The sequence below is a fragment of the Paenibacillus sp. P36 genome, from assembly GCF_045866505.1.
In the GTDB taxonomy this organism is placed as follows: domain Bacteria; phylum Bacillota; class Bacilli; order Paenibacillales; family NBRC-103111; genus Paenibacillus_E; species Paenibacillus_E chondroitinus.
Map to the genome: position 1 here is coordinate 3,345,439 of NZ_AP038372.1, position 14,435 is coordinate 3,359,873.

A 14,435-nucleotide genomic window follows, 5' to 3' on the forward strand; every position below is an offset into this window, starting at 1 on the left:
GATGGGCAGATGAATGGAGAAGATCAAATACAGAAAGCGTACGAATCTATACTTTCACAAGACTTCGAAAAAGCCATCGAATGGTTTGAAAAAGCGATAATCGCAGAACCCGACAATGCTGCCTATCACTACAAACTATCGATAACTTATGGAAGAAGCAATAAGCTGAGCAATGCCATTGAACATGCGTCAATAGCTACTCAGTTGGAACAAGACAATCAAGTGTACCGTTATCATTTGCAAGTGCTGCATGCCAGAGAATTAGTCGATAAAGCTCGCAGGCAGTTAAGCACAGAATCCGAACACGCGGAACGAGCGATTTTCTTGCTGAAGGAAGCGATTGTGCTCGATCCTTTGACGATTGAAGCTTATCTAATACTTGGGGAAGCCTTCGCTTTCCGAAATGATTACGGGAGAGCCTATCAAACGGTCATGGAAGCCGTTCGACTGGAGCCAAATCACGAACTAGCCAAGCAGCAGGCTGCTCGCTACCAACAAAAGATGAAAAATAGAGTCTGAAACATACACAAAGGAGAAACATCGTCATGGATCGTAAAATTCGAGTAGCCGTCATTGGGGCAAGTGGAAGAATGGGGAGAGAGGTCGTTAAGACCGTGCTCACGGAGTCCGATATGGAATTAGTGGCGGGGGTAGACCGCTCCTCAGGCCCAATTGATCTTGGAAGAATGGTAGGATTTGAAGAATGCGGCGTCAAAATGAGCAACGATTTGGAGCTTGCGCTAACCGAATCCAAACCGGATGTATTAGTAGATTTTACAGGTCCGCATACGGCCTTTTCGCATACCAGTTTAGCGATTCGGTTGGGCATCCGTCCCGTAATGGGGACTACTGGATTTACTCCGCAGGATATTGCTGAGTTGGACAAGCAGTGTCAGGATAAAGGAATCGGTGGAATTATTGCTCCTAACTTTTCCATTGGAGCTATTCTGATGATGAAATTTGCTGCGCAAGCGTCCAAATACTTTCCTCACTTGGAAATTATCGAGTATCACGGGGACCAGAAGCTGGACGCGCCTTCAGGAACTTCCGTGAAAACCGCTGAACTGATCTCTGAAGTAAGAGAAGAGATCCGACAGGGTAATCCGAAAGAAGAAGAAACGATTGAAGGTTCGCGCGGCGGGTATTACAATGGGTTTAGAATACATAGCGTACGTCTGCCGGGTATTTTTGCTCAACAGGAAGTCATTATGGCTGAACAAGGGCAGGCACTTAAGATTAGACATGACTCTTATGACCGTGCTGCCTACATGCCGGGTGTAGCGATTGCTGTTCGCAAAGTAATGACATATAGCGGTATGATTTATGGATTCGAGCATTTTATAGATTAAGAAAGACCTAGGGGAGTGGAAGTCAGAATGTTAAATATCGCGCTAATCGCTCACGACCGTAAAAAAGATGAGATGGTCAATTTCGTTACGGCGTATGAACATGTCTTTGCAGGTCATAACTTATATGGAACAGGCACGACAGGACAGAGAATCATGGATAATACGAAACTCGATGTCCATCGCTTTATGTCGGGTCCACTTGGCGGTGACCAGCAAATTGGTGCTTTGGTTGCTCAAAATGAAATGGATCTGATCATCTTTTTGCGCGATCCGTTAATGGCACAGCCGCATGAGCCGGATATCATTGCTTTACTGCGCTTATGCGATGTTCAAGGAATCCCATGCGCCACCAATATTGCCACGGCGGAGATCCTCGTTAAAGCGCTAGATCGCGGGGATTTTGCCTGGAGAGAACTCGTACATAAATATAAACCGGGTCTTGAATAAGATGAGTGAACAATTAGATATTCTTATTTTTGGCGCACATGCAGACGATGCTGAGATTGGAATGGCCGGGACGATTGCGAAGCATACCGCGCTCGGCTACCGGGTGGGTATTTGTGATCTAACCTACGCAGAGATGTCCTCCAATGGGACGGTCGAGATGCGGAAAGAAGAAGCGGAGCAAGCGGCACAACAGCTTGGTTTGACTGTGCGAACGAATCTGGGGTTGCCGGATCGTGGCTTGTTCGTGACTCCCGATCATATCGAACGTATTACGGCGGAAATTCGAAAATACAAACCTAGAATTGTCTTTGCTCCTTATTGGCAAGATCGCCATCCCGATCATATTGCTTGCTCGGCACTTGTTCAAGAAGCTGTCTTTAATGCCAAACTGCGCAAATATTTGCCGGAGTCTGATCCAGTCCATGTGGAGAACATGTATTTTTATTTTATAAATGATGTGTATGAAGCTGACTTTATTGTCAATGTAACCGATTATTATGAGACTAAAAAGGCTGCGCTGAGCGCTTATCGTTCGCAGTTTACAACGGGGCAAGGTACCGTAGCGACACCGCTGAACCAAGGCTATGTAGAACGTGTAGTGGCCCGTGACCATTTATTGGGACAAAAGCGGATGCTTCAGTATGCAGAAGGTTTTGTTTCTAAACTGCCTATGGTGGTTGATCGATTCGATTGATCTGGAAAAGAGGTGCAAAATGAGCGACAAACTTAAAAGCGATAAACTTAAAATTGGAATTACGTGTTATCCGACGTTAGGCGGTTCAGGCGTTGTAGCAACAGAACTCGGCAAGCTGCTTGCCGAAAAAGGGCATGAGGTTCATTTTATTACGCACAGCATGCCGTTTCGCCTGGGTAAATTCCATAAAAATATATTTTATCATGAAGTGGAAGTCAGTCAGTACTATGTATTCCGTTACCCGCCTTATGATCTTTCCCTTGCAAGCAAACTTGCCCAAGTGGCCAAGATGGAAGAGCTTGACCTGCTTCATGTTCACTACGCCATTCCACATGCCGTGTGTGCACTGCTTGCCAAACAGATGGTTGGCAGCAAGCTGAAGGTCGTCACTACGCTTCACGGAACGGATATTACGGTGCTGGGCCAAGATCAGTCCATTTCAGATTTAATTCAATATGCGATTAATGAGAGCGATGCGGTTACGGCAGTATCGAAGGATTTAATTAAGGAAACTAGGGAATTACTGGATATTGAACGTGATATCGATTTGACCTATAACTTTGTTGATAAACGGGTGTATTACCCGAGAGACGTTACGAAACTTCGCGGGGAGTTTGCCAGACCGGAAGAGAAGATCCTCATTCATATTTCCAATTTCAGACCGGTCAAACGCGTTCAGGATGTCGTGGATATCTTTGCGAATGTAAGCAAGAGAATTCCTTCAAGGCTTCTGTTTGTCGGAGAAGGTCCTGATTTGTCTAAAATGATTGCCAAGGTGAAGGAACTGGGTCTTACCGATAAGGTTACGTTCTGCGGCAAGCAGGATGACGTCTCACAGGTGATTTCCCTGGCGGATGTTATGCTTCTGCCTTCAGAGAAAGAGAGCTTCGGATTGGTCGCGCTGGAAGCTATGGCTTGCGGAGTGCCTACCATCGGTTCAAATGCAGGAGGAATCCCAGAGCTGATTACGCATGGGGAAACCGGTTATCTAGCCGAAGTCGGCGATACGGAAGCGATGGCAGATCATGTCGTGAACCTGCTCAGCAACCAAGTACTGTATGAGCAAGTGGTGCAAAATTGTTTGGACCGTGCTAGATACACGTTTTGTAATGATATCACCACACAGCAGTATGAAGAAATTTATTATCGCGTATTGGGAAGAGAACTTCCGGAATCTCACCGGATTACAGCCTCGTCCTGTCAATAAGAGGATGCAAGCTGGTTAGGAGTAACATGTTGGATGCTGGAAAAATTTTGGAGGGAGATCGTGGGGCTTCCTATGTGCTGGCTAAGCTTACGGAGGCAGGTTATGAAGCTTACCTCGTAGGCGGCTGTGTACGGGATGCCGTGCTTGATCGACCGATTAAAGATATTGATATCGCAACGTCAGCCTTGCCGGAGCAGGTGATTGCCATCTTCCCGCGGACGGCGCCGACAGGGCTTCAACACGGAACGGTCACCGTCATCCTGCAGCAGGGGACGTATGAAGTGACGACGTTCCGCCAGGAGGCGGAGTATGAAGGCTTTCGCCGCCCGACTTCTGTCGCCTATATCTCCGACTTGACGGAGGATCTGAAGCGGCGCGATTTCACCATGAACGCGATGGCGATGGACCGCGGAGGCGAAGTGATCGATCCGTTTGCAGGGCAAAAGGATCTCGCTTTAGGCGTGCTCCGCTGCGTAGGCAAAGCGGAGGAACGCTTCGGCGAAGATGCGCTGCGCATGCTTCGCTGCATTCGTTTTGCCTCGACTTATGATCTGCAGGTCGAGGAGAGCACATGGCAGGCGCTGCTCGCGCAAGCTCCGCTGCTGCGCCACATTGCGCTGGAGCGCGTGCGCAGCGAGCTCCAGCGCATGATTGACGGCCCAGCCCCTGCGCGGGCTGTCCGCCTGCTTCTGGCGAGCCGCCTGACGGCGCACCTCAAAAAGCAGCTTCCGCTGCCTTTTGAGCGCTGGCTCGCCTGGGATGACGCGCTGGACGCCGTCAGCGCGCTGGAAGAGCAGCATGACCGCTGGTCCATGCTGCTGATGCTCCTGGAGGTGCCGGCGGACGTGGTCCGCACGGCGCTCCAGGAGCTGACCTTCTCCCGCGCCGACGGCGACGCGGTAGAGGCTGTGCTGGCCCTGCGCGAAGCAGTGGCCGCCTCACCTGCAGACCCTGCTCCGCTGGAGCGGGTCTGGAAGCTTGGCGCGGTGCGCCGCGGCGTAGCCGCCGCCCGCGCACTGCTGCGGCTGCTGCTTGCGCTGCAGCCCATAGCCGGCCAGCGCGGCGAGCTCGCGCTGTTTCTTGAAACCACCGCGCCGGAGCTGGTGCGCCGCGGGGAGGAGTGGCTGAGCGAGGTACCTTGCTTCAGCCTGAAGGAACTCGCCATATCCGGCAAGGATTTGGCGTCAGAGCTGGGCATGCAGCCGGGCCCATGGATGGGCAAGCTGCTGCAGGACCTGCTGGAACGAACCGCGCTCGGTGAATTGCCGAACGAGCGAGAAATGCTTTTACAAGCCGCGCGTGCTGCAAAGTAGCAGTGCGCGTGGTTTTTTCCTTTTGTTTTTCCAACTAGTCTTTAATTGGAGTGAAAAAGATGAATGAGCGGATTTTAGAACTGTTTCAAGAGTCTCCGGAAGCTTATGTGTCTGGAGAGGAGATCAGCCGAAGATTAAATGTGAGCCGTACGGCGATTTGGAAGCATATCGAAGAGCTGCGGGCCGCTGGTTATAATTTTGAGGCAGCACCTCGCAAAGGATATCGGTTGGTGAGCAAACCGGATAAATGGCAGGTAACCGAGCTGCTGCAAGGGTTGAAGACGAAAGTGCTCGGGCAAAAAGTGCATGTGTACGGAGAAGTAGACTCCACACAGACCATTGCACACGCTCTGGTGGCTTCAGGGGCTTCTGAGGGCACGCTTGTGCTGGCCGAGGCACAAACAGCCGGGCGCGGCCGAATGGGGCGTGCGTGGCATTCTCCCGCAGGCAAAGGGATCTGGATGAGTCTGGTGCTAACGCCAAAGGTGCCTGTTTACTTCATGCCTCAACTAACCTTGCTGAGCGCAGTCGCCCTCTGTCGGGCGATTCAGAAAGTATGCCGTGTGGACATAGGGATCAAATGGCCGAATGATTTGCTGATCAAAGGAAAAAAAGTCAGCGGTATTTTGCTGGAAAGCAGCGGCGAGGATGAGCGGCTGAAATATGTCATTGCCGGGATTGGGATCTCCGTGAATTTGAAAGTCGATGACTATCCGGAGGAATTGCGTTCAGTTGCAACTTCCTTGGCGATTGAATCTGGAACGGATATCAAAAGAGAAACGTTGGTACAAGCCTTTCTTCTAGAATTCGAAGAGCTGTATGCTTTGTATTTGCAAGAAGGTTTCTCCCCGATCCGATTGCTTTGGGAAGCTTTGAGTGTTACGCTCAAGCGTCCTATTCGCACGCACACACCAATGGGTGTAATTGAGGGTATTGCAGACTCTTTGGATGACACTGGCGCGTTAACGGTGATTAAAGGGGACGGAGAAAGAATCAAAGTTTATTCCGGCGATATTGAACTGCGGTAGAAAAAATGAGGTATCAATTGGAAGCTACATTTGGTATAATTGAATAACGAGGCGGTATCCTTAAAGGAACTGCACTTGCTGCTAAACAAGCGTAGTAACATGTTCAACTCAGCCAAATAATGAGTAAACAAGAGGTTGGATTCTGCTCTGAGCCTACGGGACCGAGACAGAAGAATCATTGGATTCTTTCTGCATGCGATCCTTTTAGCTCTTAGCTAAAAGGTTTTTTTATTTTATATGAGGAAGCTGGGATACAAATGGAAAAGCGAAAGCCGCTAACAACAGCCAGAATGAGAAAAATGAAACAAGACGGTATACCGATTACGATGGTAACAGCTTATGATTACCCGTCAGCTCGCTTGTCGGAAGAAGCCGGCGTTGACGTGATCCTCGTTGGAGATTCACTGGGAAATGTTGTATTGGGGTATGATTCGACCCTGCCTGTGACGCTCGATGACATGGTTTATCATACTCGTGCTGCCGTACGCGGGGCTTCAAACACGTTTATCGTAGCGGATATGCCATTCTTTACGTACCACGGAAGCTTGGATACTACCCTCAAAGGTGTCGCCCGCTTAATGCAAGAAGGTGGCGCGAAAGCCGTGAAGCTGGAAGGCGGAGCTGAGATCGCGGCAACGGTCAAAGCGATTACAGAGGCTGGGGTGCCTGTTGTCGGCCATCTTGGCTTAACCCCTCAGTCTGTTCATCAACTCGGCGGTTTCCGGGTACAAGGCCGCAGCTCCGAGCAAGCAGAGAAGCTGCTTAGCGATGCGAAAGCCATTGAGGAAGCGGGAGCTTTCGCGATTGTGCTGGAGCTGGTTACCGATGAGCTAGCCGAATGGATCTCCAAACAGTTATCGATTCCGACAATAGGCATTGGGTCAGGGGTTCACTGCGATGGGCAAGTTCTGGTCTACCATGATCTTTTGCAGTATGGTTCTGACAGTGCGCCCAGAAAGTTTGTAAAAGCTTATGCGAATATCGGGGAAACTATCCGTGAGGGCATTCGTGAATATGTAAAAGAAGTGAAAGAGCGGACGTTCCCTACACAGGAAAATACGTTCCACATGGATAATGATGTAGTTCAATATTTGTACGGCGATAAGGAGTAGTGAGCGGCCATGAAAGCGATCCAGACGATGGAAGTGATTCATTCGATTGCCGATTTGCGTTCCCGTATTCGGGAATACCGACGTAAGAATGATGGATCTGTAGGTTTTGTGCCTACGATGGGTTATTTACACGAAGGCCACGCCAGCTTGTTGCGCAAAGCGCGGTCACAGAGCGGGCTTGTCGTTTTAAGCATTTTCGTCAATCCGCTGCAATTTGGTCCTGGGGAGGATTTTGAGCGATATCCGCGCAATACGGAGCGGGACCTCGAGGTGGCTGAGGCAGCCGGCGCTGATCTTGTTTTTATGCCTTCTGTGAGTGAAATGTATCCGACCCCGACACGTACGACGGTTGCCGTGTCAGGGCTTACCTCGAGGCTCTGCGGGGCTTCGAGGCCGGGGCACTTCGACGGCGTTGCGACTGTGGTTAGCAAGCTGTTTCATATCGTACAGCCGGATCAAGCCTTTTTTGGGCTAAAGGATGCCCAGCAAGTTGCCGTCATTAAGCAAATGGTGCAGGATCTGAATTTGCCGGTTGAAATTGTCCCTTGCCCAACCCTGCGAGAACAAGATGGCCTCGCCATGAGTTCACGCAATGTGTACTTATCGGACGAAGAGCGGAAGCAAGCGTTAGTCTTGTCCCAAGCTTTGGATAAAGCAAAGGAGTTCGTACAGTCTCGCCCAAACTTCAATGCCGCCGAGCTTGAAAGCCTGGTTAGGAACCATATCGCGACAGCGCCGTTAGCTGTTATTGATTATGCGGAAGTACTTGCATTTCCGACGTTGGAACCTTTTGAGAACAGCACTCATATTGATTCAATCATTCTTGCCCTTGCCGTTAAATTCGGCAAAACACGTCTAATCGATAATGTCATTATACAATTGAGGAAGTGAAGTTTATGTTTCGCACAATGATGAAAGCTAAGATCCACCGCGCTACCGTAACAGAAGCAAATTTGAACTATATTGGAAGCATCACGATTGATGAGGATTTGCTTGATCTTGTTGACATGCTGCCCAATGAGAAAGTGCAAATCGTGAATAACAATAACGGTGCCCGCCTTGAAACGTATATCATTGCAGGTCCACGCGGGACAGGAGTCGTCTGTTTGAACGGTGCCGCGGCACGTTTAGTGCAAGAAGGAGATACGGTCATTATTATGACGTATGCCATGATGACGGACGAAGAAGCCAAGAAGCATCAACCAACGGTTGCGATCATGGGAGCAAATAATAAAGTTGCCCAATTGTTAAAAGAAGAGGAGCATTCCACCATCCTTTAAGATGGTCCTTTCCATGCATGAAATCGGCTCTGTTTACAAAGAATGAGGGTAAGCTTTCGAAGCAAAGGTGGGATGCCAAATGTTTAAGCATTTATTTTCCACAATGAACGAGGTTTTGGAAGAAATCCAAAAAGAATATCCGAATAGTGATGTGGAGAAAAGAGCGGAGCTTGACGAACAGTTGCAAGTGTTGAAAACAATGAGTGATGAGTTCATTGAGGCGTGGCTGCTTTTTGAGGAGAAACTGGGAAAGTTCTATGGGGCCGTGCCGATCAGTACCCAAACCCTTCATAAAGAACTGATGGATCTGGATCTGTCCGGGAAACAAACGGATGAATTTGTCCGGGGGCAAGGGTACTACAAGCTTTATATGTATGATCAAGCGATCAAGGAGTTTGAGGTCTTGATTCGCAGGCAGCCTGATTTTTTGTTGGCGAGGGTTTATTTGGCGATGGGGCATCTGCGTAAAGGGGAGTTTGGAGAAGCGTACAGGCACTTCAAATTCCTCCTGCCTCTAACGGATAATTCCAAGATGAAAGCTATTTCCTACAACGCCATGGGAGTCATACAGGTGCAGAATCAGAATATAGAAAAAGCTTTCGAGTATTTTCAAAAAGCGTACCATACCGACCCATCATGTATGGAGCCTCTCATCAATCTGGACGAGTCCTGAAACCAAAGTGGCGATCAGGTATTCCCTTTTCCTAATAAGATTTGGTATGCTAGGAGAAGTGCAGGACGAAGGGATTGAAGATACACGTCATGAAATTTGCAGTTTTGGATTTTGAAACGACAGGAAGTCAGCCTACGGATGAGATCATCCAAGTTGGACTGGTCATTATAGATCAATTTCAAATTATCGACAGGTATACTTCTCTGGTTCATCCAGGGATGGGTATACCTTCTTCCATTACGACACTTACTGGCATTACGGATGAGATGGTTGCTGACGCTCCCACGCTTGATCAAGTGATGTCGGATATGTTCCCACTTTTGTTTGATTGCGTCCTTGTGGCGCACCATGCGGCATTTGACGTTTCTTTTTTGCAAAGGGGACTGACCAAAACCGGGTACCCGCCATTCTCAGGCCGAGTACTGGATACGATGGATATGCTTCGCATTTTATTCCCATCGATTTCCAGTCTTCAATTGAGTATGGTAGCCGGTTTGTTTGGCATTGACCATGAACGGCCTCATCAGGCTGATAGCGACGCAGAGGTTACTGCTGAAATTTGGATCAGATGTCTGGAAAGGCTGATTGGACTGCCTCTCCTTACGGTTCAGCGGTTGCAGCATATTTTTGAGAATAGCTCCAGCGATTTGGGTTGGTTTTTGGACGAAATATGTTTATATAAAGAATCGATTACGAGCATTGATACGGATACGAATCGTTATTTCCGCCAATTTACGCTGAATGTCACGGATTGGGGCGAAGAGGATGATATCCGCGGTCCTTCGGATGAAGATGGGTTAGGCGCTTCTTTCCAACAATTTCATCAAGGCTTGAAGCTGGCGCTTCAGCAGAAATTTGAGATTTTCGAAGAGCGGGAATCACAAGAGCAGATGATCTACGAAGTGGAGAAATCGCTGGAGAACGATCAGCATTTGATGATTGAAGCCGGAACGGGCACAGGGAAATCGCTTGGTTATTTGATACCAGCCCTTTATTATGGCATCAAATATGAGAAGAAAGTGGTTGTCTCCACACACACGATTAACCTGCAAGAGCAGCTCAGAGAGCGGGATATTCCGCTGCTGAAAGAGATATTTCCGGTTCCTTTTAGGGCGGCTGTGCTTAAAGGAAGAAGTCACTATTTGTGCTTGCGCAAATTTGAGACGAAACTGACAACGCGTGATTACGAGAATGGCAAAGAGGATCCGATCACAGCGGCACAAATGGTCGTTTGGCTGAGTGAAACGGAACACGGGGATGAAGAGGAAATCCATTTTGGGAATAAAGGCGCTCAATTCTGGTATTCGGTAGCCAGCGATACAGACTCGTGTCTAAACCGGATGTGCCCTTGGTACAAAAAGTGCTTCTATCATCGTGCGCGTAATGACGCCAACACGGCTGATGTGATCATTACGAACCATTCCCTTCTGTTTACCGATATGAAGGCGGAGAACCGCCTCCTACCGGCTTACAAGCACCTTGTGATTGATGAGGCGCATCATTTCGAAGAAGTGGCGAGTAAACATCTCGGTATTGAGCTGCATTCCTCAGCGATGTATCATTCCTTGACCTGGCTTTACAAAGATAATCGGAGCGGCCAGCTGCCGATGTTGCGGTTTAGACTGCAGAAATCGGATGAGCAGCAAGAACGGGCAGCGGCATGGAGTCATACGATTGATGGTCTTTTCCCAAAAATCGTGCAAATCAAAGAGGATTGGGATCGTCTGAGCGAATCGCTCTATGAGCTGCTGTCGTCCAAAAGCGATCCGTCGCAAACGGAGAATTCCACGTATGTCCTGCGCATGAAGCCGGAGACATTGCCGCCTAATTGGCACGAGCTGCTGACGATGGAAGACAATATTTATCTGAACGCAAATGATTTGCTTCGCACGCTGGATAAATTGTTAAGCGATGTGAAGGAGCATCAGGACGTGTTCGGGGTCCAAGGCTTAGTGACGGATCTTAACGGCACCGTGAAAGAGCTCTATGAGCATCGAGATGCCCTTCATTTCTTTATGAAAATGGCGGATGATGGTTATGTCTACTGGATGGAAGCAGGGACGTACGCCAGGGCGAAGTCGCTTCAGCTGAATTCAGTACCGACGGATGTCAGCGGCTTGCTTCAGCAGCATTTCTTTGAGACAAAAGAAAGCATCATCATGACCTCGGCGACTTTGTCCGTGAACAAATCCTTTCAATACTCCGCTGATCAATTGGGCCTGGTGATTCCGCAGGATGAAGAGAGCGGTAAGCTCAAAACGGTTCAATTGCCTTCTCCTTTTAACTATCGTGAGCAAGCTTTGGTGGTTATTCCAAGAGATTTTCCTACGATTAAGGGAGCAGGGGATCCCGTTTTCATTGCATCCCTCATTGAATCCCTCAGTGAAGTCGCTATCGTGACCAAAGGTCGAATGCTGATTTTGTTCACATCCAATCGGATGCTCAAACAGATTTATGCCGGGATGAAAGACTACTTGAAAGCCTATGGGATTACTGTGCTTGGCCAAGGGGTAGACAGCGGCAATCGCAGTAAATTAACCCGTATGTTCCAGGATAACAAGATGTGCGTGCTGCTTGGCACCAGTTCATTTTGGGAAGGTGTAGACATTCCTGGAGATGCGCTAAGCTGCTTGGCCATTATCCGGCTGCCGTTCCAACCTCCGAATCATCCGCTCGTTGAGGCTAAATGCGAAAATATTAAGAAACGGAACGAGAACCCGTTTATGAAATTTTCTGTGCCGCAGGCGGTCATTCGATTTAAACAAGGCTTCGGCCGGTTAGTTAGACGCGCATCAGACAAAGGGATTGTGATCATCTACGATACGCGTGTCATCGAAACCTTCTATGGCAAGCACTTCCTCTACTCCCTGCCAGGACCCAAAATTGAGCATATGACAACGGAACAAATGTTACCAAGGATTGAGCAGTGGATGGGGGAGGCGTAGAAATGAAATCACAAAAAATATCGGAAGCTGTTGTTCGCAGACTGCCCATCTATCTACGGTTCCTGAACGAGCTTGCCATGAAAAATGTCGCAACGGTATCTTCGCAGGATTTGGGTCAAAAACTTGATCTGAATCCGGCCCAGATTCGTAAAGATTTGGCCTATTTCGGTGAGTTCGGTAAAAAAGGCATCGGATACGATATTGCTTATTTGATCGAAAAAATAAGACAGATTCTCAAGCTGGACCGGCATATCCAGGTGGCTCTTGTTGGAGCGGGGAATCTTGGCCGGGCATTATGCAATTATAATACTTATCTGCGAAACGATATGAAGATTGTCGCTGTTTTTGATGCGATGCCCTCCAAAGCCGGGGAGACGATTAATAATTTGACCGTTCAACCGATGGGGGAAATGAAGGCTGTTTTATCGGAGTTAGGCGTGCGAATCGGGATTATAACGGTGCCTGCGAGCGAAGCTCAAAATGTGGCCAATCAGTTTGTTGCTTGCGGCATTGAAGCTATTCTGAATTTTGCACCGGTCATAATTAAGGTTCCTCCGGAAGTTCGTGTGCATTATGCGGATTTTACAACGGAACTGCAAAGTTTAGCGTACTATTTAGACTAAGAAATAAAAAGAAACCGTCAGGATTCCCTGACGGTTTTTCTGTATTTAGAAGATCAATCTGAAAATAAGGAAGTAAATGGAGTACGCGAGCGCAATGCTGATCGGTATGGTAATGACCCAAGTAATCAACATGCGGGTGACGGTTCCCCACTGAACTTCATGGAAACGCATGACACTGCCTGTCCCAATAATCGCGGAGGAAATAACATGTGTTGTTGATAATGGTTTTCCGATATGGGTGGAGAATTGAATGACGAGTGACGATGTGAGATCGGATGCGAATCCGTTAATCGGCTCGATTTTGACAATTTTCCCGGATACGGTCTTAATGATTTTCCATCCACCGATCGAAGTTCCTAGTCCCATTGCTAGTGCCGCTGAGATTTTAACCCAAAGCGGAACGTCCAATGTCGTTTGAACATCGGCTGCGACTAGACCGAAAACGATAATACCCATCGCTTTTTGTGCATCGTTACCGCCATGTGAGTAAGAGAGCAGCCCGGCAGAGATAATCTGTAAAGTCCTGAAAATGCGATTAAGCTTGGATCTGGACGTATTTCCCGACCAGATGACGATGTACTTGATCAAAAGCATAATGACGTAACCAAGGGCGAAGGCAATGATCGGTGAAAGGATCAAAATGATAATGATCTGCGTAAAACCGCTCCAATTGACAGAATGCACGCCAGCTCCAGCGATAACCGCGCCGGCAAGGGCTCCGAGCAGAGTGTGAGAAGAAGAGGATGGAATCGCAAGATACCATGTCAGAAGGTTCCATATAATCGCCGCGAGCAGGGCTGCGATTACGATTTCAACGCCATTGGCAATTTGAGCAGGGTTAGCAATACTGCCGCCGACCGTTTTGGCCACTTTGGAGGATACCATTGCGCCAACAAAGTTAAGCGTCGCTGCCATGGCAATAGCTACCCGTGGACTTAGTGCGCGCGTAGAAATGGATGTGGCAATCGCATTGGCTGTATCGTGAAATCCATTGATGAAATCAAAAAGCAAGGCTAGTACAACAATTACGATCAAATAAGTTAACATGATTTCCTCCTAAGAGTTTTCCATTTGGAAAACTATCCTTCGTACACATAGACCGGTTAAGTCTTATGAATAACGAAGTACTACGCTATCTAGGATATTGGCTACGTCTTCACAAGCGTCCGTTGTTTCTTCCAAGCGCTCATAGATTTCTTTTAGTTTAAAGTCTTCGTATACATCTTTACGCGTGATGAAAATTTGACGGATTCCTTCGCGCATCAAGCGATCGCCGTCATTCTCAAGGGAGTTAATGGCAACCGTATGTTCAGGGATTTGCATATATTTTTTCTTCGCAAGCAATTTGAATGCATCAAGCATATGTTGGCAGGAATCCACGATGACAGCCGAGAAGTCTTTCATATATGTATCCGTATGCGAGACGTTCAAATAGTCAAAACGAGCGATTGTAGCTTCAATACCATCCGTGACATCATCCACTTTGGAGGCAAGAACCATGATGTCCTCACGATCGATCGGTGTAATGAACACTTTATTGAGTCCTTTGAAAATTTCGTGAGTGATGGAGTCTCCAGCATGTTCAAGATCGTGAATGGACTGAACGTAGTCTATAGGGGATTTGTCACCCATCATGGCTGTGCGGAACAGCTGTGCAGTTTGCAATGCGTTTTCTGCAGCGCGGATGAGCAATTGCAAGAAATCGACTTCGTTCTTTTTTGTGAATAACGTGGTCATAAATGCCTCCTAGTATTTACTATATGT

Annotated in this window: 15 protein-coding genes; 13 read left to right on the top strand and 2 right to left on the bottom strand. The window is 48.1% G+C overall.

Annotated features, from left to right (window positions below):
* Positions 1–9 precede the first annotated feature (9 nt).
* The 13 genes from ACKTT9_RS14930 to ACKTT9_RS14990 all read left to right on the top strand — a co-directional run bounded on the left by ACKTT9_RS14930 (position 10) and on the right by ACKTT9_RS14990 (position 12,671).
* Positions 10–519 (top strand): hypothetical protein, encoded by a 510-nt coding sequence (locus ACKTT9_RS14930; protein WP_127451813.1) that lies wholly within the window; start codon positions 10–12, stop codon positions 517–519.
* Positions 520–545: 26 nt separating this feature from the next.
* Positions 546–1,349, top strand: a complete 804-nt coding sequence (gene dapB, locus ACKTT9_RS14935) for a 4-hydroxy-tetrahydrodipicolinate reductase (RefSeq protein ID WP_157320015.1) — start codon at positions 546–548, stop codon at positions 1,347–1,349.
* Between the two features lie 27 nt (positions 1,350–1,376).
* On the top strand, positions 1,377–1,796 hold the full coding sequence (locus ACKTT9_RS14940) for a methylglyoxal synthase (RefSeq protein ID WP_157320016.1): 420 nt from the start codon (positions 1,377–1,379) through the stop codon (positions 1,794–1,796).
* 1 nt (position 1,797) lies between these two features.
* Positions 1,798–2,490, top strand: a complete 693-nt coding sequence (gene bshB1 / locus ACKTT9_RS14945) for a bacillithiol biosynthesis deacetylase BshB1 (protein ID WP_407872170.1) — start codon at positions 1,798–1,800, stop codon at positions 2,488–2,490.
* A 19-nt stretch (positions 2,491–2,509) separates the two neighbouring features.
* Positions 2,510–3,697: an N-acetyl-alpha-D-glucosaminyl L-malate synthase BshA gene (gene bshA, locus ACKTT9_RS14950; RefSeq protein ID WP_407872171.1), complete on the top strand. Its 1,188-nt coding sequence runs from the start codon at positions 2,510–2,512 to the stop codon at positions 3,695–3,697.
* Between the two features lie 26 nt (positions 3,698–3,723).
* Positions 3,724–5,010: a CCA tRNA nucleotidyltransferase gene (locus tag ACKTT9_RS14955; protein ID WP_407872172.1), complete on the top strand. Its 1,287-nt coding sequence runs from the start codon at positions 3,724–3,726 to the stop codon at positions 5,008–5,010.
* Between the two features lie 59 nt (positions 5,011–5,069).
* Positions 5,070–6,038, top strand: coding sequence for a biotin--[acetyl-CoA-carboxylase] ligase (locus ACKTT9_RS14960; protein WP_407872173.1), 969 nt, complete (start codon positions 5,070–5,072; stop codon positions 6,036–6,038).
* 257 nt (positions 6,039–6,295) lie between these two features.
* Positions 6,296–7,150 carry a 3-methyl-2-oxobutanoate hydroxymethyltransferase gene (panB, locus tag ACKTT9_RS14965; RefSeq protein ID WP_157320021.1) on the top strand — a complete coding sequence of 285 codons (855 nt, stop codon included), beginning with the start codon at positions 6,296–6,298 and terminating at the stop codon, positions 7,148–7,150.
* Positions 7,151–7,177: 27 nt separating this feature from the next.
* Positions 7,178–8,041 (top strand): pantoate--beta-alanine ligase, encoded by an 864-nt coding sequence (gene panC / locus ACKTT9_RS14970; RefSeq protein WP_407873045.1) that lies wholly within the window; start codon positions 7,178–7,180, stop codon positions 8,039–8,041.
* Between the two features lie 5 nt (positions 8,042–8,046).
* Positions 8,047–8,430 (top strand): aspartate 1-decarboxylase, encoded by a 384-nt coding sequence (panD, locus tag ACKTT9_RS14975; RefSeq protein ID WP_127451443.1) that lies wholly within the window; start codon positions 8,047–8,049, stop codon positions 8,428–8,430.
* Between the two features lie 79 nt (positions 8,431–8,509).
* Positions 8,510–9,103 carry a tetratricopeptide repeat protein gene (locus ACKTT9_RS14980; RefSeq protein WP_127451445.1) on the top strand — a complete coding sequence of 198 codons (594 nt, stop codon included), beginning with the start codon at positions 8,510–8,512 and terminating at the stop codon, positions 9,101–9,103.
* Between the two features lie 89 nt (positions 9,104–9,192).
* Positions 9,193–12,048 carry an ATP-dependent DNA helicase DinG gene (dinG, locus tag ACKTT9_RS14985; protein ID WP_407872174.1) on the top strand — a complete coding sequence of 952 codons (2,856 nt, stop codon included), beginning with the start codon at positions 9,193–9,195 and terminating at the stop codon, positions 12,046–12,048.
* 2 nt (positions 12,049–12,050) lie between these two features.
* Entirely contained in the window at positions 12,051–12,671 is a 621-nt protein-coding gene (locus tag ACKTT9_RS14990; RefSeq protein WP_127451448.1) for a redox-sensing transcriptional repressor Rex, read from the top strand.
* Between the two features lie 45 nt (positions 12,672–12,716).
* On the opposite strand, the gene ACKTT9_RS14995 is transcribed toward ACKTT9_RS14990, so the two are convergent.
* Positions 12,717–13,718 (bottom strand): anion permease, encoded by a 1,002-nt coding sequence (locus tag ACKTT9_RS14995; protein ID WP_407872175.1) that lies wholly within the window; start codon positions 13,716–13,718, stop codon positions 12,717–12,719.
* A gap of 63 nt (positions 13,719–13,781) precedes the next feature.
* Positions 13,782–14,408: a DUF47 domain-containing protein gene (locus tag ACKTT9_RS15000; RefSeq protein WP_127451452.1), complete on the bottom strand. Its 627-nt coding sequence runs from the start codon at positions 14,406–14,408 to the stop codon at positions 13,782–13,784.
* Positions 14,409–14,435 lie beyond the last annotated feature (27 nt).

What these genes read in the sequence shown, in the direction of transcription:
- ACKTT9_RS14960 (WP_407872173.1), top strand. Translation starts at nt 5,070, where the DNA reads ATGAATGAGCGGATTTTAGAACTGTTTCAAGAGTCTCCGGAAGCTTAT.
- ACKTT9_RS14955 (WP_407872172.1), top strand. Translation starts at nt 3,724, where the DNA reads ATGTTGGATGCTGGAAAAATTTTGGAGGGAGATCGTGGGGCTTCCTAT.
- bshA (WP_407872171.1), top strand. Translation starts at nt 2,510, where the DNA reads ATGAGCGACAAACTTAAAAGCGATAAACTTAAAATTGGAATTACGTGT.
- panD (WP_127451443.1), top strand. Translation starts at nt 8,047, where the DNA reads ATGTTTCGCACAATGATGAAAGCTAAGATCCACCGCGCTACCGTAACA.
- ACKTT9_RS14990 (WP_127451448.1), top strand. Translation starts at nt 12,051, where the DNA reads ATGAAATCACAAAAAATATCGGAAGCTGTTGTTCGCAGACTGCCCATC.
- ACKTT9_RS14930 (WP_127451813.1), top strand. Translation starts at nt 10, where the DNA reads ATGAATGGAGAAGATCAAATACAGAAAGCGTACGAATCTATACTTTCA.
- panB (WP_157320021.1), top strand. Translation starts at nt 6,296, where the DNA reads ATGGAAAAGCGAAAGCCGCTAACAACAGCCAGAATGAGAAAAATGAAA.
- ACKTT9_RS15000 (WP_127451452.1), bottom strand. Translation starts at nt 14,408, where the DNA reads ATGACCACGTTATTCACAAAAAAGAACGAAGTCGATTTCTTGCAATTG.
- ACKTT9_RS14940 (WP_157320016.1), top strand. Translation starts at nt 1,377, where the DNA reads ATGTTAAATATCGCGCTAATCGCTCACGACCGTAAAAAAGATGAGATG.
- ACKTT9_RS14980 (WP_127451445.1), top strand. Translation starts at nt 8,510, where the DNA reads ATGTTTAAGCATTTATTTTCCACAATGAACGAGGTTTTGGAAGAAATC.
- panC (WP_407873045.1), top strand. Translation starts at nt 7,178, where the DNA reads ATGGAAGTGATTCATTCGATTGCCGATTTGCGTTCCCGTATTCGGGAA.
- dinG (WP_407872174.1), top strand. Translation starts at nt 9,193, where the DNA reads ATGAAATTTGCAGTTTTGGATTTTGAAACGACAGGAAGTCAGCCTACG.
- ACKTT9_RS14995 (WP_407872175.1), bottom strand. Translation starts at nt 13,718, where the DNA reads ATGTTAACTTATTTGATCGTAATTGTTGTACTAGCCTTGCTTTTTGAT.
- dapB (WP_157320015.1), top strand. Translation starts at nt 546, where the DNA reads ATGGATCGTAAAATTCGAGTAGCCGTCATTGGGGCAAGTGGAAGAATG.
- bshB1 (WP_407872170.1), top strand. Translation starts at nt 1,798, where the DNA reads ATGAGTGAACAATTAGATATTCTTATTTTTGGCGCACATGCAGACGAT.